The sequence below is a fragment of the Streptomyces sp. NPDC005898 genome, from assembly GCF_040629635.1.
In the GTDB taxonomy this organism is placed as follows: domain Bacteria; phylum Actinomycetota; class Actinomycetes; order Streptomycetales; family Streptomycetaceae; genus Streptomyces.
On the sequence record NZ_JBEXWC010000009.1, the window covers coordinates 137,511 to 157,441 of the forward strand.

Annotated in this window: 17 protein-coding genes; 7 read left to right on the plus strand and 10 right to left on the minus strand. The window is 74.4% G+C overall.

Annotation, left to right across the window (positions count from 1 at the left end):
• Positions 1-72: 72 nt before the first annotated feature.
• Complete coding sequence (locus ABZ385_RS15285) at positions 73-1,179, plus strand: ferritin-like domain-containing protein (protein WP_358911655.1); 1,107 nt, start codon at positions 73-75, stop codon at positions 1,177-1,179.
• A 45-nt stretch (positions 1,180-1,224) separates the two neighbouring features.
• On the opposite strand, the gene ABZ385_RS15290 is transcribed toward ABZ385_RS15285, so the two are convergent.
• The 7 genes from ABZ385_RS15290 to ABZ385_RS15320 all read right to left on the minus strand — a co-directional run bounded on the left by ABZ385_RS15290 (position 1,225) and on the right by ABZ385_RS15320 (position 8,071).
• Positions 1,225-2,703 (minus strand): penicillin-binding transpeptidase domain-containing protein, encoded by a 1,479-nt coding sequence (locus tag ABZ385_RS15290; RefSeq protein ID WP_358588292.1) that lies wholly within the window; start codon positions 2,701-2,703, stop codon positions 1,225-1,227.
• Positions 2,700-4,064, minus strand: a complete 1,365-nt coding sequence (locus tag ABZ385_RS15295) for an FtsW/RodA/SpoVE family cell cycle protein (protein ID WP_358588294.1) — start codon at positions 4,062-4,064, stop codon at positions 2,700-2,702. The genes ABZ385_RS15290 and ABZ385_RS15295 overlap by 4 nt, the downstream gene beginning before the upstream one ends.
• 75 nt (positions 4,065-4,139) lie before the next feature.
• A complete protein-coding gene (locus ABZ385_RS15300) occupies positions 4,140-4,490 on the minus strand; it encodes an SH3 domain-containing protein (RefSeq protein WP_358588296.1) in 351 nt (116 codons plus the stop codon).
• A gap of 329 nt (positions 4,491-4,819) precedes the next feature.
• Positions 4,820-6,124, minus strand: a complete 1,305-nt coding sequence (locus ABZ385_RS15305) for a HAMP domain-containing sensor histidine kinase (RefSeq protein ID WP_358588298.1) — start codon at positions 6,122-6,124, stop codon at positions 4,820-4,822.
• On the minus strand, positions 6,121-6,864 hold the full coding sequence (locus tag ABZ385_RS15310; protein ID WP_358588300.1) for a hypothetical protein: 744 nt from the start codon (positions 6,862-6,864) through the stop codon (positions 6,121-6,123). The genes ABZ385_RS15305 and ABZ385_RS15310 overlap by 4 nt, the downstream gene beginning before the upstream one ends.
• Positions 6,865-6,917: 53 nt before the next feature.
• Positions 6,918-7,553, minus strand: a complete 636-nt coding sequence (locus ABZ385_RS15315; RefSeq protein ID WP_358911657.1) for a class F sortase — start codon at positions 7,551-7,553, stop codon at positions 6,918-6,920.
• Positions 7,554-7,588: 35 nt separating this feature from the next.
• Positions 7,589-8,071 carry a hypothetical protein gene (locus ABZ385_RS15320; RefSeq protein WP_358911659.1) on the minus strand — a complete coding sequence of 161 codons (483 nt, stop codon included), beginning with the start codon at positions 8,069-8,071 and terminating at the stop codon, positions 7,589-7,591.
• Between the two features lie 247 nt (positions 8,072-8,318).
• Here ABZ385_RS15320 and ABZ385_RS15325 point away from each other — a divergent pair, with 247 nt between their 5' ends.
• A complete protein-coding gene (locus tag ABZ385_RS15325; RefSeq protein ID WP_358911661.1) occupies positions 8,319-9,125 on the plus strand; it encodes a nuclease-related domain-containing protein in 807 nt (268 codons plus the stop codon).
• Between the two features lie 33 nt (positions 9,126-9,158).
• Here ABZ385_RS15325 and ABZ385_RS15330 read toward each other — a convergent pair whose 3' ends face one another.
• The 3 genes from ABZ385_RS15330 to ligD all read right to left on the minus strand — a co-directional run bounded on the left by ABZ385_RS15330 (position 9,159) and on the right by ligD (position 11,491).
• The gene (locus ABZ385_RS15330) at positions 9,159-9,587 is read right to left on the minus strand and encodes a nuclear transport factor 2 family protein (RefSeq protein WP_358911663.1); all 429 of its coding nucleotides are present in this window, start codon (positions 9,585-9,587) and stop codon (positions 9,159-9,161) included.
• Positions 9,588-9,710: 123 nt separating this feature from the next.
• A complete protein-coding gene (locus ABZ385_RS15335; protein ID WP_358911665.1) occupies positions 9,711-10,598 on the minus strand; it encodes an ATP-dependent DNA ligase in 888 nt (295 codons plus the stop codon).
• Positions 10,595-11,491 (minus strand): non-homologous end-joining DNA ligase, encoded by an 897-nt coding sequence (ligD, locus tag ABZ385_RS15340; protein WP_358590003.1) that lies wholly within the window; start codon positions 11,489-11,491, stop codon positions 10,595-10,597. Before ligD ends, ABZ385_RS15335 begins: the two co-directional genes overlap by 4 nt.
• 105 nt (positions 11,492-11,596) lie before the next feature.
• Between ligD and ABZ385_RS15345 the strand changes: the two genes are divergently transcribed.
• The 5 genes from ABZ385_RS15345 (at position 11,597) to ABZ385_RS15365 (ending at position 19,926) form a co-directional block, all read left to right on the plus strand.
• Positions 11,597-12,778, plus strand: a complete 1,182-nt coding sequence (locus tag ABZ385_RS15345; protein ID WP_358911667.1) for a Ku protein — start codon at positions 11,597-11,599, stop codon at positions 12,776-12,778.
• A gap of 364 nt (positions 12,779-13,142) precedes the next feature.
• Complete coding sequence (locus tag ABZ385_RS15350; RefSeq protein ID WP_358590007.1) at positions 13,143-13,349, plus strand: MbtH family NRPS accessory protein; 207 nt, start codon at positions 13,143-13,145, stop codon at positions 13,347-13,349.
• Between the two features lie 31 nt (positions 13,350-13,380).
• Positions 13,381-14,775, plus strand: coding sequence for an MFS transporter (locus ABZ385_RS15355; protein ID WP_358911669.1), 1,395 nt, complete (start codon positions 13,381-13,383; stop codon positions 14,773-14,775).
• Complete coding sequence (locus ABZ385_RS15360) at positions 14,768-18,796, plus strand: AMP-binding protein (RefSeq protein ID WP_358911671.1); 4,029 nt, start codon at positions 14,768-14,770, stop codon at positions 18,794-18,796. Before ABZ385_RS15355 ends, ABZ385_RS15360 begins: the two co-directional genes overlap by 8 nt.
• The gene (locus tag ABZ385_RS15365) at positions 18,781-19,926 is read left to right on the plus strand and encodes a MupA/Atu3671 family FMN-dependent luciferase-like monooxygenase (protein WP_358911673.1); all 1,146 of its coding nucleotides are present in this window, start codon (positions 18,781-18,783) and stop codon (positions 19,924-19,926) included. Before ABZ385_RS15360 ends, ABZ385_RS15365 begins: the two co-directional genes overlap by 16 nt.
• Positions 19,927-19,931: the final 5 nt, after the last annotated feature.

Sequence of the window (19,931 nt, forward strand, 5' to 3'; positions counted from 1 at the left end):
CTGTCAGCAAGGGCGTCAATCCCTCGCGCACGACTTGTTGACGCTGCGTCCAGGAGCTGTGAGCCTGCCCCTATGTCGACGCATGAGCTTTACACCAGGCCCCCTGGTGAGCCCGGCTGGCAGGTGCCGTCGGCCGGTTCGGCCCGGTTCAGCTGGGAGTACGACGAAGGACGGGACCGCCTCCTCGCCCTGTACCAAAAGGGCAAGGACAAGCAGTGGGACGGCGCCACGCGCATCGACTGGGACCTGGAGGTCGACCCGCTCGACCCCCTCGGCACCCCCGACGAGTCGATGTCGCTGTACGGCACGCCCCACTGGGCCAAGCTGACCGAGAAGGACAAGGGCGAGCTGCGCCGGAGCTACGCGTCCTGGCAGTTCAGCCAGTTCCTGCACGGCGAGCAGGGCGCGATGGTGTGCGCGGCGCGCATCGTGGAGTCCGCACCCGACCTGGACGCCAAGTTCTACTCCGCGACCCAGACCATGGACGAGGCGCGGCACGCCGAGATCTACGGCCGCTTCCTGCACGAGAAGATCGGGATGCTCTACCCGATCAACGACAACCTCCAGTCGCTCCTCGGCGACACCCTGCGCGACTCCCGCTGGGACATGCCCTACCTCGGCATGCAGGTCCTCGTCGAGGGCCTCGCCCTCGCCGCGTTCGGCATGATCCGCGACACCACGGACAGGCCGCTGCCCCGGCAGATCCTCGCGTACGTCATGCAGGACGAGGCCCGGCACGTGGCGTTCGGACGGATGGCGCTGCGCGACTACTACAAGCAGCTGACCGACGCCGAGCTGCGCGAGCGCGAGGAATTCGTCATCGAGGGCTGTCACCTGATGCGCGACCGGCTGCGCGGGGTCGAGGTCCTGGAGAACTTCGGCATCCCGACCGCGCAGGCCGAGGAGTACAGCGAGCAGTCCGAGTTCCTCGCCCTGTTCCGCCGGCTGCTGTTCAGCCGCATCGTCCCGTGCGTCAAGGACATCGGCCTGTGGGGCAAGCGCCTTCAGCAGGCCTATGTGGACATGGGCGTCTTCGAGTTGGGCGACGCCAATCTCGACCAGCTCATGGCGCAGGACGAGGAGATCGCCGAGCAACTGGACGCCGAACGCTTCGCCGCCGAGGAGCGCGAGCGGGCGCAGGAGGTACGGTCCGTCATCGCCTCGGGGGCGGACGACTGACCCCGGTGGTCCTCGGGGGCGCGGCCGTGGCAGGGGGCGTTCGGCTCAGGGGCCGTGCGCCCCGCGGCCGGTGTCCAGGGCCGCCTCCATCACCGCCCTCGCGATCGGCGCCGCGCTGCCCCCGCCGCTGATGTCGTCGCGGTCCGCCGCCGCGTCCTCCACGACCACGGCGACCGCCACCGAGGGCTCCGGGTCCTGCGCGCCCTGCGCCCAGGAGACGAACCAGGCGTAGGGCGTGCCGGCGTTGTCGAGGCCGTGCTGGGCGGTGCCCGTCTTGCCGCCCACCGTCGCCCCCGGGATCGCGGCGTTCGCGCCGGTGCCCTTCTCCACGACCTCCGTCATCATCTCCCGCAGCAGCGCGGCCGTCGCCGGGTTCATCGCCTGGCGCAGCGTCCTGGTGCCCGCGGTGCTGATGACGTCGCCGTCCTCCGTGGTCGTCCGCTCCACGAGGTAGGGCGCCTTGACGGAGCCGCCGCCCGCGACGGCCGCCGAGACCATCGCCATCTGCAGCGGCGTCGCCCGGGTGTCGTACTGGCCGATGGAGGAGAGCGCGAGCTGGGCCCGGTCCGGGGAGGTGTCGAAGTTGCCCGGCGAGACGGAGAAGGGGATCCGCAGCCCCGGGTCGTTGAACCCGAAGTTCTCCGCGGTCTCCCGCATCGCGCTCAGGCCGGTGTCGACCCCGAGCTTGGCGAACACCGTGTTGCAGGACCACTGGAAGGCGTACCGCAGGGAGGCGTTGGCGCAGCCGTCCACCTCGTTGGTCAGCCGTGTGCTGGTGCCCGGCAGGGTGTACGGGCTCGGGGACCTGGTCGGCGCGTCCACGTCCCGCACGGCGCCCGCCTCCAGCGCGGCGGCGGCCGTGACCACCTTGAACGTCGAACCGGGCGGATAGGTCCGGCGGATCGCCCGGTTCAGCATCGGCTTGGCGCGACTGCCGTTCAGCTCGGCCCAGGCGTCCGTCACCGCCCGCCCCGTCCCGGAGAGCCGCTCGGGGTCGTACGACGGCGTGCTGACCAGCGCGAGGATCCGGCCGGTGGCCGGCTCGACCGCCGCGACGGCGCCCCTCTTGCCGCCGAGCCCGGCGTACGCGGCCTGCTGCACCGCCGCCCGGATCGTCGTCTCGACCCGGCCGCCGGGGCTGTGCGCCCGCGTGAGGTCGTTCCACAGCGGCAGCGGGGCGAGCATCGGATCGGTGCCGGAGAGGAGGTCGTCCTGTGCGTTCTCCAGGAACGTCGTGCCGTACACCTGCGAGGCGAAGCCGGTCACCGGCGCGTACAACGGCCCGTTCTTGTACGTGCGTTCGTGGCGCAGCTGCTCGCCGGTGTCCTTGGAGCCGGTGACGGGCCGCCCGTCGACCAGGATGTCGCCGCGCGGCTGCTCGAAGCGGACGATGGCCCGGCGCCGGTTGGCGGGGTTGTGGTCGAGGGAGTCGGAGTCGACGACCTGGACGCGGGTGGCGTTGACGAGCAGGGCGACGAGCAGCAGCGCGCAGAAGGCGGCGGCGTGCCTGATGTACCGGGTCACGGCGTCACCTCGCCGACGGGCTGGCTGCGCGCCGAATGGCTGAGCCGGATGAGCAGGGCCACGATGATCCAGTTGGTGACGACCGACGAACCGCCCTGGGCGAGGAAGGGCATCGCCATGCCGGTCAGCGGGATGAGCCCCATCACGCCCCCGGCGATCACGAAGACCTGGAGCGCGATGATCGAGGAGAGGCCGACCGCGAGCAGCCGCCCGAAGGGGTCGCGCAGCGCGAGTCCGGCGCGGTAGCCGCGCTCCACGAGCAGGGCGTAGAGCAGGAAGATGGCGCAGAGGCCGGCCAGGCCGAGCTCCTCGCCCGCCGTCGCCAGGATGAAGTCGGACTTCGCGGCGAAGCCGATGAGGATGGAGTGGCCGAGCCCGAGCCCGGTGCCGAGCGTCCCGCCGGCCGCGAACGCGAAGAGGGACTGGGCGAGTTGGTTGGGTCCCTGGCCCGCTTCGATGGAGGCGAAGGGGCGCAGCCAGTCCTCGACGCGGCTGTGCACGTGCGGTTCGAGGGAGCCGACGGCGAACGCGCCGAGCGCGGCCAGCAGCAGGCCGACCGCGATCCAGCCGGTGCGGCCCGTGGCGACGTACAGCAGGATCACGAAGAGTCCGAAGAAGAGCAGTGAGGTGCCGAGGTCGCGCTCCAGGACCAGGACGCCGACGCTGAGCAGCCAGATCGCGACGATCGGGCCGAGGACGCGTCCGGTGGGCAGTTGGAGGCGCTTGAAGCGCCACAGGGTGCGGCCGGTGTAGGCCAGCGCGTTGCGGTTGGCGGCGAGATGGCTGGCGAAGAAGACGGCGAGCAGGATCTTGGCGAACTCGCCGGGCTGGATGGAGAACCCGCCGATCCTGATCCAGATCCGGGCGCCGTTCACGGCGGGGAAGAAGATCGGCACGATCATCAGGATCAGCGCGGCGACCACGGAGAGATAGGCGTAGCGCTGGAGCACGCGGTGGTCGCGCAGGAGGAGCACGGCGGCGGTGAAGAGCCCGACACCGACGGTCGACCAGATCAGCTGGGCGGGCGCGGCCTCGTCGTGCGGCGTCTCCAGGTCGAGGCGGTAGATGAGCACCAGGCCGAGACCGTTGAGCAGGACCGCGATCGGCAGCAGCAGCGGATCGGCGTACGGCGCGCGGAAGCGGACCGCGAGGTGCGCGAGGAGGGCGAGCACGCCGAGCCCGGCGCCGTAGCCGGCGGCGCCGGGCGGGACGGTGCCGTTCTTGGCGAGGCCGACGGCGCAGTAGCCGTGGACGGACAGCAGTACGGCGACGACGAGCAGGACCAGTTCGGTGCCGCGGCGCCGGGGGACACGGACGGCGGGCACCGCGGGGGGTGCGGAGCCCGCTCTCGTTCCGGTCATGCCCGGAACGTAGCAAGCAACATGCCTTCAAGTCCGCTTATGTCGTCTATGTCGGCCCGGCTGGGCGCGGGGGCGTCAGCACCAGCGCGGGGTCTTGCCGAGGGTGGCGATGTAGTGGGCGGAGCCCCAGGCCCAGGTGCCGTCGGTGAGCTGGTACCAAAGGGCGGTGCGGCCCACTTGGCTGCCCTTCGTCTTGCAGAAGATGGTGACGACCTTGCCGTACGGCTCGCTGCGGACCACCCGGCCGCCCCGGTTCGGGGCGTCCCGCACGAGCAGCCCGGACTTGGCGGTCACCCGGCCCTTGTAGACGGGCGGGTGGTGGTCGGTGCCGTCCAGCGCGGCGGCGGGGCCGGTGGCGGCGAGCGCGGCGAGGGCGCCGCCGGCGGCGATCACTCCGAGCCGGACGGCGGTGGTCCGCGGGGACATGGGGCCTCCTGGGGGAAGGGCGGGCGGCCCCGACGGTGCGCGAAGGCCGCGACTCACCGTAAAAACGGCATACCGCGTGCGCAAACGCTCACCGGCGCCCCTGGGCTCACCGGACGCCGGAGTTCACCCGGTGCCAGGGCTGGCCGGGGGCCGGAGTTCACCGGCCGTCAGGGGTCGCCGGTGTCCCTGGGCTCACCGGGCGCCGGAGTTCACCCGGTGCCAGGGGGCGCCGGGCGTCAGAATTCACCGGGGCCTCAGGGCTCACCGGGCGTCAGAGTTCACCGGCCGTCGGGGCTCGCCGGGCGTCAGCATTCACCGGGCGTCAGAGGTCACCGGCCCTCGGAGGGGGCGTCCGTCCGTCCCTCGGGGGAGCACTCGTCGAAGGGGAGCCGCAGGGTCGCCACGGCCCCGCCGTCCGGGGCGTTGGCGAAGACGAGCCGGGCCCCGAGCACCGCCGCCTGGCCCAGCGCGATCGTCAGGCCGAGGCCGTGCCCCTTGCTGGTGCCCTCGGTGCGGAAGCGCTGCGGGCCGTGCTCCACCAGGTAGTCGGGGTAGCCGTCGCCGTGGTCCCGCACGGTGACGACCGGCCCGTCGACGCTCACCACCACCGGCGCCCGGCCGTGCTTGAGGGCGTTGGCGACGAGGTTGCCGAGCACCCGCTCCAGGCGCCGCCGGTCGGTCTCGACGCAGACGTCGCGGACCACGACCAGCTCCGTGCCCCCGCCCGAGGCCCGCACCACGCGCTCCGCCAACGGGGCGAGGTGATGGGCGTCCAGGTCGACCCGCTCGCGCTTCGCGTCCAGCCGGGAGATCTCCAGCAGGTCCTCGGTCAGGGTGCGCAGCGCGGCCACCCGGTCCCGCACCAGCTCCGTGGGGCGCCCCGGCTCGAGCAGTTCGGCCGCCGCGTGCAGCCCGGTCAGCGGGGTGCGCAGCTCGTGCGCCACGTCGGCGGTGAACCGCTGCTCGCTCAGCAGCTTGCCCTGGAGCGTGGAGGCCATGGTGTCCAGCGCCCCGGCGACGGCGGCGACCTCGTCCCGGCGGCCGGTGGGGCCCTTGGTGCGTGGGTCGTTGACGCGCGCGTCCAGGTCGCCCGCGCTGATCTTCCGGGCGACCTGCGCCGTCAGCTGGAGCCGCCGGGTCACGCGGGTCACCGCGAACGCGCCGACCAGCAGCGTCGCGCCGATCGCGAGGACGGAGGAGCCGAGGATCGCCCGGTCGACGCCGTCGATGGTGCGGGCGCCCTGGGAGTAGTCGACCTGGACGGCGATGGCGCGGCGCCCGTCGGCGGGCCCCGCCGCCCACATCGTCGGCCGGGACCCGTGGTCGGCGACCATCGTGCCGCGCTCCCCGTCCAGCGCGAGGTCGCGCAGCCGGTCCGGCAGGCCGGGCGGGTCGACGGCCGCGCCGGTCCCGAGGCGGTCGCCGGCCTCGTAGTGCTCGGTGGCCTCCGTCAGGCGGGCCAGGGCCCGCTCCCGCGCCTGGCCGACGGTCTGGTCGGTCACCGAGACGTGCACGAGCGCGCCGAGCAGCGCGGCGAGCGCGCAGCACATGACGGTGATGAAGACGGCGGCCTTCCAGGTGAGCGTCGCCGTCCACGCGGGCAGCCGCGGCACGCGCGGGCGCCGGGGGCTCATCGGCCGCCGCCCGGGGAGGAGCTCTGCGAGGGCCGGGCGTGCGCGGTGCGGGGCGACTTGGGCCGGGGCGCGTTCGCGGAGCGCACGATCTCGTCCCGCTTCGGCAGCATCGTCTTCTGGTGGGAGTCCCAGGACCAGACGGTGTGGTACTCGTATCCCGGCAGGCTGGAGACGGCCCGGATGATCAGGTCGCGTCCGGCCAGCTCCACGCCGAGCACGGCGTCGCTCATCTCCATGATCTGCGTCAGCCTGCCGCGTTCCTCGGCGTAGACGCGGATGTCGAGGTTCTCGTCGGGCGTGGAGACGCCGACGATCAGGTCGTCCTTGCCGTCGCGGGTCAGATCGCGGTAGTACGCCTTGAGCACCGGGCACCGCTCCTGGGCGCCGGAGTCCTCGGCCGCGCAGTCGTCGAGGCGCGCGACGGTCTCCTCGTACACGGCGTCCGAGGTGTCGTACGTCCCCGGGTTCTGTTCGAAGTCCGCGCGGACCACGTCGGCCGGATTCACCTTGCGCAGATCGCCGCCGGGCACCTTCACGCCGGTGACGCGCACGCTCTCTATGGCACCGTAGTCCTCGGCGGGCGCGGACGGGGACGGCAGGTCCGGCCAGAGGCGGGTGGGGCCCTGGGCGGTGGGTGTCGCGCCGGCGCCGCGCAGCCCGCCGGGGTCGCCGCAGCCGCCGGCCAGCGCCCCGGCGAGAGCGGCGAACACGGCGGTGAGGGCGAGCCGGCTGCGGTTCACTGCGCTCCTGCCTGCCGCCTGGCGCGGCCTGTCGTGGGGTCCGGCCTGCCGTTTCAGGGCACCAGGTCGGCGTAGAGGATGATGTTGTCAGACCGGTGGCCGCCGACGAGGGGCCCGCCGCAGGTCAGCAGGCGCAGCTCGGGGCGCCCGGTCGCCCCGTACACCTTATGGGTGGGGAAGTCCCTCTTGTCGACCTGCTGGATCTCCCGCACCCGGAATCGCGCCGTCCGGCCGTCCGCGCGCGGCACCTGGATCGCGTCGCCGACGCGTACCCGCCCGACGTTCCTCATCAGCGCGGGCCCGCGCACGGTGTCGTAGTGCGCGACGAGCACGGCGGGACCCCGCTCGCCCGGGGTGACCCCGCCGGTCCACCAGCCGGGCTCGTCCGCCTTGTCCACCGGCGGCACGTCCAGCTCGCGGTCCGCGCCGACACCGAGGCCGAGCATCGACCGCGCGTCGACGCCCGCCGCCGGGATCCGCAGGCCGGTCGGCCGGGACGCCGTCAGCGGGGCGGGGGCCCGCCCCGCCCACGGCGCGGCGGCGGCGTGCACCCGCACATCGGGGGCCGGGGCACCGCCGCCCCACCCGCAGGCGATCAGCCCGGCACCGGACGCGGCGGCCAGTCCCGCGAGCACGGCGACACGTCCGGTCCGCCACCGCTCCCGTGCCCGCGCGGGGGGAGTGCTCATGGGGGCTCCTCGGACGGGGCGGTGGGATGAGGGGATCATGCGGTGGTGCGGCCGCGGCGCAGCATCGCGTAGCCGAGGCCCGCCGCGCCGGCCGCCGCCATGCCGCCGCCGGCGGCGAGGAGCGCCGGGTCGCCCGTGGCCCGCACCCCCTCGGCGCCCGCCGCGACCCCGCCCTTCGGCACGGCGGCCGCGCCGTCCCCGCCCTTCAGGCGCGTGACGCCGATGTGCCCGTTCGAGGCGTACAGCTCGTACCGCACGCCGCTCTGGGTGACGGTGGGGTGCCGGGCCGAGAGCGTGGCGAGCTGCCGGTCCCCGACCGAGACCGTCGCGGTGTACGCGCCGCCGCGGCCGCGCACCTCGGCCGTCGTGCCGTTGCCGAGGGCGACGTGGTGGACCTCGGCCGCCGGCCCCGGCTCCGGCGTGTCCGCGAAGGCCCCGGCGGCCGGCACGAGCAGCGCCCCGCCGAGGAGCGCGGAGGCGGCGGCGGTGCGCAGGACGGCGGGGCGGCGGGTGCTCACGGGACGTTCCTCACGGTGGTCGGCCGGGGCGCCCGGCCGGCCCGGCCGGCCCCTTCGGGCGCGGCCGCGACGGACGGCGGGGCGGTTGAACGGCTCCGACGGTAGACGGCCGGCATTGCGGCGCCCCGGCGGCCGTGTAACAGCGTGCCGTAGCTGTCCGGGCGGTGCTGTTACAGGACCGCGTCGGCGTCCGGCTCCTTGCCCCGGCGGCGGGCGGGCTGTTCCCATGGTCGGGGGGTGATGCGGCATGAGCGCACTGCGCGTCGTACCGGCCTGGCGGCACGGACAGGAGCGGCTGTACGTCTGCCTCGCCGACGGGGGGAGCGTGGCCTGGTACGACCGGGACGCGTCCCGGGTCAACCTGCTCAGCGAGGACCGCGAGGAGGACGTGCTGCGCGTCCTCGCGCCCTTCCTGACCGGCGACGTCACGGTGGGCCCGCCGCCGGTCCCCACCCGCGCCGAGCTGGCCCGCCTCGCCCTGCACCCCGACGACGACCTCGCCCCGAACCGGCCCGGCGAGGCCCTCCACATCGCCCTGGAGCGCGAGCGGCCGGCCGGGCGCGGGCTGCGCGCCGACCCCCGGCGGCGCGCGCTCGCCGCCGAGCAGGCGGTCGGCACCGTCCTGGACGGTTTCGAAGGGGCGGGCTGGCGGGTGCTGCACTCGCTCCCGCTGCCCGGCGGCGCCCGCATCCACCATCTGCTGATCGGCCCCGGCGGCCTGTTCTGCGTGGGCACGCTCGCGGTCCGCAGACAGCGGGTGCGGATCTCGGACCCGATGGTCACGGTCGGCAGGGCCGGGCCCGTCCCCGTGCTGCGGACGCTGCGCTCCGACGCGGGGCGGGCCTCCTTCGCGCTGGCGGCCGAGGTCCGCCCCGTCCTGGTGCTGGCCGGGTCGGGGACGGCCGGCCCGGCCCCCGCGCCGGCGCGCGACGTGCGGGTGCTGGGCGAGGCGGACCTGCCGGCGCTGGCCCGCCCGGGCGGGGTACTGAAACCGGCCGACGTGGAGTCCCTGCACGCCCTGGCCAGGGACCGCCGGACCTGGCTGCGGGTCTGAGCCGGGGGCGTGCGCCTCAGGGGCGGGCGGCGGTCACAGATTGTCCCCCCAGCCGCCCTGGATCATGGTCTGGAAGGCCCAGGAGCCGCCGCGCCTGATCAGGACGTCGGCGTAGCGCAGCCGCTGCGTGTGGCCGCCCGCCGTCATCACCGAGTCGGTGAAGACCACGGCCATCGCGGGGGAGAGGAAGACGGGCGTGCGCGTGGACTCGAAGGCGATGTCCTCGCCGCCGTCGCCCATCACCCGCGTCATCGTCGCGACGAACCGCTCCCGGTCCCACTGGGCGGCCCGCCCCTCACCCGCGGCGTCGTCGCTGACCAGGTTGAGCGGGAAGACGGCCAGGTCGGCCATGCGCTCCACGTCGCGCCGCGCGCTGTGCGCGTCGTACGCGGCGAACCAGGCGTCCAGGCTCGCGCGGTCCTCGTCGGTCGGGGCGTATCCGGTCTCGGGCAGGAAGGTCACACGGTCTCCTCGTCGGGAACAGGGCGGCGGGCCGCCACCCGCGCCATTAATCAATTTTGACTACACGGAAGGTATGCCACCCGAGGGCACTGGTCAAACTTGATTAGCTATGTCTCTCTCTGCTCAGCGGAAGCGGACCACGACCGCCGTCGCGTGCCGCGTGGTGTTCTGCCGCACCTCGACGAGCACCACCGGCTCCGCAGGCAGCGCCGCGTACGTGACGTCGCCGATGCCGATCGCGGTCGCCACCCCCTCGCCCACGGGGGCCGGCAGCGACCGCGCCGCCGCCGAGCGCACCGCCGGGGACAGCGGCGAGGACACGACCGGCGTGCCGTCCCCCGGCAGCGCGAGGACCAGGGCCTGGGGCCGGGCCGGGTTCCCGGTGCAGCCGACCACCACCGCGTCCCGCGTGTCGCTGTGCCGCAGCTTCAGCCACGCGCGCGACCCGCCCCGGTACGCCCCGTCGAGCCGCTTGACCACCAGGCCCTCGACACCGGTGGCGGGCAGGGTCTCGTACCAGGTCAGGGCGAGGTCGCGGTCGGTCGTCGACGGCACCGCCTGGAGCGGCGGGCCCCATGGCGCGAGCAGGCGTACGAGACGGGCGCGCCGCTCCTCGTACGGCAGGAGGCGGCAGTCCGCGCCGCCCTGCGCGAGCACGTCGAAGGCCGCGTACGAGGCGGGCAGCGTGCGCGCGAGGACGGCGGCACGCGCGCGGGTGGCCGCCGCCCGCCGCTGCACGGCGGCGAAGTCGATGCGCCCGCCGGTCCACACCACGACCTCGCCGTCGAGCGCGGTGCCCTCGGGCAGCCGGAGCGCCGCCTCGGCGAGGTCGGGGAAGGCGCCGGTGACGTTCCGGCCCGAGCGGGCCTGGAGGATCACCCGGCCCCCGGCCTCCCGCAGGACGACCATGCGGTGGCCGTCGAACTTCGGCTCGTACGCCCAGCCGCCGCCCTCCGGCAGAGCGGTCACGGCCTCGGCGAGGGCCACGCGGACGGGCTGCGGCAGGTTCATCGCGCGGCCCGGCCGGGCAGGGGCGCGGCCCGGCCGGGGTCCATGAGCGGCCCGAGCAGATCACCGTGCGCGCGCAGCCGGGGCGCGATGTCGCCGGCCAGGAAGACCAACTGGCCCGGCTCCTCGCACTCCTCGATCTCCTCCCAGGTCACGGGGGCGGAGACGGTCGGTTCGGCGCGGGCCCGCAGGGTGTAGGGGGCGGCGGTGGTCTTCGCGGCCGCGTTCTGGCTGAAGTCGACGAAGACCTTGCCCGGCCGCAGGCTGCGCGTCATGCGGTGCACGATCAGGCCGGGCAGCTCCTGTTCGGCCCGGACGGCCAGCGATCTCGCGTACGCGCTCACCCGTTCGGAGGGGGTCGGCTCCAGCGGGACGAGCAGATGCAGCCCCTTGCTCCCGGACGTCTTCGCGTACACGTGGAAACCGTCGGCCGTCAGCCGCTCGCGCAGCCACAGCGCGGCCCGGCAGCACTCGACGACGGTGGCGGGCGGACCGGGGTCCAGGTCGAGCACCAGCCGGTCGGCGCAGGCCGGGGCGTCGGCCCGCCACTGCGGGGTGTGGAACTCCGTGACCAGGTTCGCCGCCCACATCAGCGAGGCCAGGTCCTGCACGAGGATCTGGCGGGTGGGCCCCTCGGAGCGGGGCACCTCGGCGGTGCGCACCCATTCGGGGGTGCCCGGCAGCACGTTCTTGGTGAAGAAGCGCTGGCCGTCCGGCCCGTCCGGATAGCGCAGGAAGGACAGCGGCCGGTCCGCGAGGTGCGGGAGGAGGACGTCGGCGGTGCCCGCGTAGTAGTGCAGCACCTCGCCCTTGGTGAAGCCGCTCGCCGGATAGATGACCTTGTCCAGGTTGCTGAGCGAGATCCTTCGCCCCTCCACCTCTGTGATCGGCGTCATACGATGAGAGTCCCATAAATCATCTGAAATGCCGTGAGGCAGGCATTGCGCAGGTGACGTCGTCGCCGGTGGTAGCCGGTCGCAGGCAACGAGGAGGCCCCGGACGTGCGATCCATCTGGAACGGTGCGATCTCCTTCGGCCTGGTCAGCATCCCGATCAAGCTCGTGAACGCCACCGAGAACCACTCCATCTCCTTCCGCCAGATCCACACGGAGGACGGCGGGCGCATCCGCTACCGCAAGGTGTGCGAGCTGGAGGACCGCGAGGTGACCTCGGCGGAGATCGGCAAGGGCTACGAGGACGCGGACGGCTCGATCATCCCGATCACCGACCAGGACCTGGCCGCGCTGCCCATTCCGACGGCGAAGACGATCGAGATCGTCGCGTTCGTCCCCGAGGACCGCATCGACCCGCTCCAGATCGACGCGGCGTACTACCTCTCGGCCAACGGCGTCCCCGCCGCCAAGCCCTACACGCTGCTGCGCGAGGCGCTCAAGCGGAGCCAGAAGGTGGCCATCGCGAAGTACGCGCTGCGGGGGCGGGAGCGGCTCGGCATGCTGCGCGTGGTCGACGACGTCATCGCCATGCACGGGCTGCTGTGGCCGGACGAGATCCGCGAGCCCGAGGGAGTGGCGCCCGAGGCCGAGGTCACCGTCCGCGACGCCGAACTGGACCTGGCGGACGCCCTGATGGACACGCTCGGCGAGGTCGACATGTCCACCCTCCACGACGACTACCGCTCGGCGGTGGAGGAGCTGATCGCCGCGAAGGTCGAGGGTGGCGTGCCCGCCGAGCAGGCGTCCCCCGCCGACGGGGGCGGCGGCAAGGTCATCGACCTGATGGCGGCCCTGGAGAACAGCGTCCGGGCGGCCCGCACGGCGCGGGGCGAATCCGCCGAGCAGGACACGGAGGCGGAGGTCACCCGGCTGCCCACCCGCGCGGCGCGGGCCTCGTCGTCGGCGTCCGCCGCGTCCGCCGCGTCCCCCAAGGAGGTCGGCGGCAAGAAGTCGACGTCGGCCTCGGCGAAGAAGAAGGAGGCGCCCGCCAAGAAGAGGGCGACGAAGTCCACGTCGACGGCGGGCAAGTCGGCGGCGGGCAAAACGACCGCGGCCAAGACGGCGGCCGGCAAGGCGGACGGCAAGGCGCAGGGCAAGGCGGCCGGAAGCGGGGCGGCGGCCAAGACCTCGGCCCAGAAGACGACGGCCCGCAAGACGGCCCAGAAGACCACGCAGAAGAAGACCGCCGCGGCCAAGAAGACCACGGCGAAGCGCCGCGCCTCGGCCTGAACCCGGAGCCTCGGCCTGAACCCGGAGTCTCGGCCTGAACCCGGTGCCGAAGCGGCGCGAAATCGGCGCGAAAGGGGGCCGGCCGGCATTCCGGTTGTCGATTCGGCCCCGCCGCGTGCCCGCCCGCGCACTTGACGCGAAAGGGCAAATTGCAAAGCTGGGCCGCCGGTCGGTGCGGCCCGCGCGCGCCGCCCTCGCGTGCGAACCGCGTCACGTCACCAACGGAATACGGGCAAACCGCACCCTCCCGGCCTTTTGTGACCTGTGATCCATGTCACAATGGCTTGATGGAATTAGATCCTCCGCGCAATGATCCCTGCGGACACAATGGGATTCTTTGGGATTTCCGGGGGGTTTAAGGTATATGGCCACCAATCCATTTGAGGATGAGGGTGCGGAATATCTGGTGCTCGTGAACCACGAGAACCAGCACACTCTTTGGCCCGTCGGCACGGAAATCCCGGCCGGCTGGACCCTCGTGAAAGAGGCGAGTTCACGGGCCGATTGCCTGGCCTACGTGGAGGCGAACTGGACGGACATGCGTCCGGCGAGCCTGATATCCGGCTCCTGACGTGTCCGGCCGCGAAAAAGCAGCGGAAAAGGTGACGGTAAAGCCCGCCGCGGGGGCCGGGGAAATACGGCGGCCGGGCCGCTTCAGCGGCATCGGCCCCTTGATGCTCGTCTGGTCGGGACAGGCCGTCTCACTGGTCGGAAGCGCCGTTCTCAGATTCGCCTTCATCATCGAGGTCTGGTCCACCGGCGAGCAGGCCACCGCCGTCACCGCGCTGTCCCTGTGCGCCCTGCTTCCCCAGGCCCTGTTCAGCCCGTTCGCGGGCGCGATAATCGACCGCATCCGCAAACGCTCCGCCCTCCAGATCGCGGACGTGGGCGGATTCCTCACCGTCGGCCTGCTCTCCCTCGTGCACTTCTTCGGCGGCGGCCTGGAGGCCTGGCAGGTCTACCCCGCCACCGTGTTTCTCGGCATCAGCTCCGCCTTCCAGCTGCCCGCGCTCACCGCCGCCGTCCCCCTCCTGGTGCGCAAGGACCAATTGGGGCGCGCCAACGGCCTGTTGGCCGGGGCCAAGAGTGCCGCCGGGATCTGCGGCCCTGCCCTCGGCGGGATCATGGTGGCCGTCTCCGGGATCGGCGCCGTCCTCGTCATCGACCTCGCGAGCTACGCCTTCGCCCTCATCGGCGTACGCATCGTTCGGATGAGGGACGACAAGGTCCCCGAGGGCGCCGGAGCGCCCCGCTCGAAGATCGTCGCGGAGGCCGTGGAGGGCCTGCGCTACCTCTTCCGGCAGCCGAGCCTGCGCGACATGACCGTGAACTTCTGCACGGTCAACCTCGTCATGGTCTTCGGCTTCGCCGTCATCCAGCCCATGGTCCTGCTCAAGTCGGGCAACGGCGCGCTGGCCGCCGTGAACAGCGCGATCGGCGTCGGCGGAGTCGTCGGCGGACTGCTGATGGCGGCCTGGGGCGGCCCGAAGAACCGCGGCCGGGGCATGATGCTCGGCATCGTCGGCATGTGCCTGACCGCCCAGATCGCCATGGCGCTGGCCGGCGGGGTCGCCGGCTGGTGCGCGGCCATCCTGCTCGGCGCGCTGCTCATGACACTGGTCAACGCCTCCATGCAGGCCATCGTGCAGACCAAGGTGCCCCGCGAGTGGCAGGGCCGGGTCTTCGGCGCCGTGATGTTCCTGTCGCAGATCTCCGTCCCGCTCGCCACGGCGGTCTCCGGGCCGCTCGCCGACCACCTCTTCGAACCGCAGGCCGGTGACGGGAGCGGCGTCTTCGTCCTCCTCGGCCCGCTGTTCGGCGACGCACCCGGCAGCGGCATGGCCGGGATGCTCTTCCTCGCCGGCGTCGCGGGGCTCGCGGTCGCGCTCTGGGGGCTGGCGAGCCGCTCGATCAGGGACATCGACGTACTGCTGCCGGACATCGACGACGGCACCGAGGCCCAGGGCGGTGAGAAGGATGACGCGGTGCGTGCATGAGATCTTCGAGGAGCGGGCGGCGCGGACGCCGGGCGCGACCGCGCTCGTGCACGGGGACGAGCGGCTGACGTACGCCGAACTCGACGCCCGCGCCGACCGGTTGGCGGGCCTGCTCGCGGCGCGCGGAGTGGTGCGCGGCGACACCGTCGGGGTGTACCTGGAGCGCTCCACCGAGATGGCCGTGGCGGTCCTCGGCACGCTGAAGGCCGGCGCGGGATACGTGATGCTCGACCCCGGCTTCCCGGCCGCGCGGCTGCGCGCCATGGCGACGGACGCGGCCGTCACGGCGGTACTGGCGCGCCGCGGGTCGACGTGGGCCACGCCTGCGCCGGACATCTCCGATGCGCCGCCCGTGCCGGGCGCCGGGGGAGTGCCGGTGCCCGCGGCGGACATGGGCGCCGAGGGCGTGCCGGTGCCGGAGGTATCCGACGTGCTGCCGGTGCCGGGCACCGGTGACGTGCCCGTGTCGGGCGTGGAGGGCGTGTTGCCCGGGGTGGGCGCCGGGGGCGTGCCGGTGCCGGAGGTATCCGACGTGCTGCCGGTGCCGGGCGCCGGTGACGTGCCCGTGTCGGGCGTAGAGGGCGTGTTGCCCGGGGTGGGCGCCGGGGGAGTGCCGGTGCCGGAGGTCTCCGACACGCTGCCGATGCCGGGCGCCGAGGGCGTGCCCGTGTCGGGCTTCACGGACGTGCCCGTGCTGTGTCTGGAGGATGCCGCGCACGCCACGCCCCTGGCGCGCGGGGCGGTGCGGGTGGCGCCCGACGACGTGGCCTGCGTGATGTTCACCTCCGGATCGACCGGCCGGCCCAAGGGCATCGTCGCCCCGCACCGTGCCGTCACCGCCACGCTGACCGGCCAGGACTTCGCGTCCTTCGGCCCCGGCGCGGTCTGGCTGCAGAGCGCGCCCGTGTCGTGGGACGCGTGTGTGCTGGAGCTGTGGGGGCCGCTGCTGGGCGGCGGGACGTGCGTACTGCACCCGGGGCGCCGCCCCGACCCGGTGGTGATCGCCCGGCTCGCCGCCGAGCACGGCGTCACCTCGCTGTATCTGTCCGCGTCGCTGTTCAACGTGATCGTCGACGAGTACCCCCGCGCGCTCGCCGGGCTGCGCGAACTGATCGTCGGCGGCGAGGCGTTGTCGCCCCCGCACGTCGCCCGCGCCCTGGAGCGCGCGCCCGGTCTGCGGATCAGCAACGGCTACGGCCCCGTCGAGTGCATGGTCTTCCTCACCGTCCACCGCATCGCCCCGCACGACGTGCGCGAGGGCCGCCCGGTGCCGATCGGCGCACCGCTGGCCGGCAAGCGCCTGTACGTCCTCGACGAGCGGCTGCGGCCGGTCGCCGACGGCGTCACCGGCGAGCTGTACGCCGCCGGGGCGGGGCTCGCGCGCGGCTACTGCGACCCGGCGCCGACGGCGGAGCGGTTCGTCGCCGCGCCGCCCGCGGCCGGCGCCGGGGGCGAGCGGATGTACCGCACCGGCGACCTGGCGTGCCGGCGGCCCGACGGAACCTTCGAGTACCGGGGCCGGGCCGACGGCCAGGTGAAGATCCGCGGCTTCCGGGTGGAGCCCGGCGAGGTCGAGGCCGCCCTGGCCCGCCACCCCGGGGTCGACCGTGCCGCCGTGGTCGCCGCCCCCGCGCCGGCGGACGGCGAGCGGCAGCTCGTCGCGTACGTCGTGGCGAGCGGCCGGACCGAAGAGGCGCCCACCGAGGCCGAGTTGCGCGCGTACGCCGAGCGCGAGCTGGCCGACTTCCTGGTGCCCGCGCTCTTCGTCCCGCTGGCCGCGCTGCCGCTGACGCCCAACGGCAAACTGGACCGCGCGGCGCTGCCCCAGCCGCCCCGCACCCCGGCCCCCGCGCCGCAGAAGGCGGGCGCTGGCGGGGAGGCGCCCGAGGGCACTGGAAGCGGACCGGGCGTCGGTGACGCCGGGATCGGGACAGGTGCCGGCGGCCCGGGTGGTCGGGAGCCCGGGGTGGGCCGCGGCGCCGGTGACGCCCCGAGCGAGACCGTACGTACGCTGTGCGGCCTCTTCGCCGGCGTCCTCGGCGTCGCCGCCATCGGGCCGGACGAGGACTTCTTCGGCCGGGGCGGCCACTCCCTGCTGGCCGCGCGGCTGCTCGGCCGCGTCCACGCGCGGCTCGGCGCCGAACTCGACCTGCGTACGCTCTTCCGCTCGCCCACCCCGGCGGCCCTGGCACCGCACGTCGACGCCGCCGCCAAGTCCCGCCCACCGCAAGCCCCTTCGCCGACCGGTGGCGGCGCACCGCTGCCCGTCTCCGACGCCCAGCACCGGCTGTGGTTCCTCGACCGGCTCGGCGCGGGCGTCGCGTACAACCTGCCGATGCTGGTGCGGCTGCGCGGCCCGGTCGACCCGGACGCCCTGGCGGCTGCCCTCGGGGACGTCGTCACCCGGCACGACGTGCTCCGCACCCTCTTCGACGAGGTGGACGGCGCTCCCGTGCGGCGCGTGTTGGACGGCGTCGCGGCCCGGCCGCCGTTCCGCCACGCCACCGTCCCCGAGGCGGAGCTGACGCGGGCGATCGAGACGGCCGCCCGCCACCGCTTCGACCTCAGTGCCGAACTGCCGGTGCGCGCCACGCTGTTCGGCGTCCGGGAGCGGCCCGGCGAGCACGCCCTGCTCGTCCTGGTCCACCACATCGCCGGGGACGGCTGGTCCCTCGCGCCCCTCTTCCGCGACCTCTCCCGCGCGTACGCCGCGAGAACCGCGGGAGCCGTCGACACCACGCTGCCGCCCCTGCCCGTCCCCTACGCCGAACACGCCCGCCGCCGGACCGAACGCCTCGGCCGGACCACCGACCCGGCGTCCGTCTCGGCCCGCCAACTGGCCTACTGGCGGCAGGCGTTGCGCGGTATCGGCGTCGAGGGGCCGCTGCTTCCCCGGCGCGCGGACCGGCCCGCCGTGCCGGGGCCCGCCGCCGCGACCGTGGTGCGCCGCCTCGACGCCGCCGCCCACGCCCGCCTCGTCGCCGCCGCCCGCGCCGAGGGCGCCACCCTCTTCATGGCGCTGCACGCCGCGCTCGCCGCCGTCCTCACCCGGGCCGGCGCGGGCGAGGACCTCGCGATCGGGGCGCCCGTGGCGGGCCGCGCCGGGGACGGCGGCGTCGAGGACGCCGTCGGGTTCTTCGTGAACATGCTCGTGCTGCGCACCGACGTGTCCGGCGACCCCACCGCACGGCAGTTCCTCGCCCGCGTCCGGGACGCCGACCTGGCCGCCTTCGCCCACCAGGACGTGCCGTTCGAACACGTCGTGGGAGCGCTCAACCCGCCGCGCCCGCCGGGCCGCCAGCCCTTCACCGACGTCGTCCTCGCCCTGCAGAACAACGCGCGCGCCGAGGTGGCCCTGCCCGGCGCCGACGCGGGCGTCGAGGTGGTGGGCACCGGTGCGGCCCGCTTCGAGCTGCTCGTCGACGTCACCGACGCCACCGGGCCCGACGGGGCGCCCGAGGGGCTGACCCTCACCTTCGAGTACCGCGCGGACTGCCTGGAGGAGCCCTTCGTGGCCTGGCTCGCGGACGCGCTGCCCCAGGCCCTGGAGGCGGCCGCCGCCGCGCCGGACACCCGCCTGTCGGCACTCGTCGCCGCCGCGCCGCCGCGCCGGGCCGACGACAGCGACAGGACGGCGGTGACCCCGGCCCCGACGGCCGGCCCCGGCACCTGCGACACGGGCCCCCGTACTCCGTTGGAGCGGGACGTCGCCGCCGTCTGGAGCGACGTCCTCGGCGTGCCGGACGTCGGGCGGGACGCCGACTTCTTCGCCCTCGGCGGCAACTCGCTGCGCGCCGTGCGGGTCGCGGCCCGCCTCACCACCGACACGCGGACCGTGACGGCCGCGCAGCTCTTCGCCGCGCCCACCGTCGCCGCCCTCGCCGCCGAACTGGCGCGGGCGCCCCTGTCCCCGGGTCCCGCCGCCGCCCCCATCCCGCGGCGCCCGCGCGTGCCCCGCCAGCAGGACCAGCAGAGCCACCTCAGCAGGGAACAGGAGAAGAGGCCGTGGACCTCAGCGTGATGTTCTTCGGCGCGGACAGCGGCACGGCCGCCGAAGCGGGTGGTGCCGCCGACGCCGGCCGCGCCACCGAGGCCCCGTCCGGCCGCGCCACCGAGGCCCGGGCCGGTGGCGCCGCCACCGCCACCTCGCATTCGCGGACGTACGACGACATCCTCACCGTCGCCCGCACCGCCGACCGCCTCGGCTTCCACGCCATCTGGACCCCCGAGCGCCACTTCCAGCAGGTGGGCCAGGTCTTTCCCAGCCCGCCCGTGCTCAGCGCGGCCCTCGCCGTCGCCACCGAGCGCATCAACATCCGCGCGGGCAGCGTCGTACTGCCCCTGCACCACCCGCTGAAGGTCGCCGAGGACTGGGCGGTCGTCGACAACCTCTCGCACGGCCGCGCCGGGATCTCCGTCGCCACCGGCTGGCACTCCACCGACTTCACCCTCGCCCCGGACCACTACGCCGACCGCAGGGAGCGCGCCCTGCGCACCATCCCGGAACTGCGGCGGCTGTGGGCGGGCGAGGCGGCCGCCTACCCCGACGGCACCGGCACGCCGGTGAGCGTCGTCCCGCAGCCCCGGCCCGTCCAGGAGCGGCTGCCGTTGTGGCTCACCACCTCCGGCAACCCCGAGACGTGGGAGAGCGCGGGCCGGCTGCGCGCCGGGGTGCTCGGCGCGACCGTCGGGCAGAGCCGGGAGGAGCTGGCCGAGAAGGTCGCCCGCTACCGCGCGGCCTGCGCCGCCGCCCCCGACCAGGCGGGCACCGACGCGCACGGCCGGGTGACGCTGATGGCGCACACCTACGTCGGCGCCGACGACGCCGAGGTGCGGCGCCTGGCCGCCGCGCCCCTCAAGGCCTACCTCGCCTCGTACCTGCGCCAGACCGCCGCCAACCGCGCCGCCGAAGCGCGCGGCGACGCCGAGCTGACCGCCGAACAGAGGGCCATGCTCGCGGAGTTCGCCTTCCGGCGCTATCTGACCTGGGGCAGCCTCCTCGGCTCGCCCGGCCACTGCGCCAAGATGCTCGCCGACCTGCGCGACCTGGGCTGCGACGAGGTGGCCTGCTTCATCGACTTCGGCATCGGACACGACGAGGTACTCGCGGGGCTGCACCGCCTCGCCGAGCTGAGAGAGGCCGCACTGTGACCCCC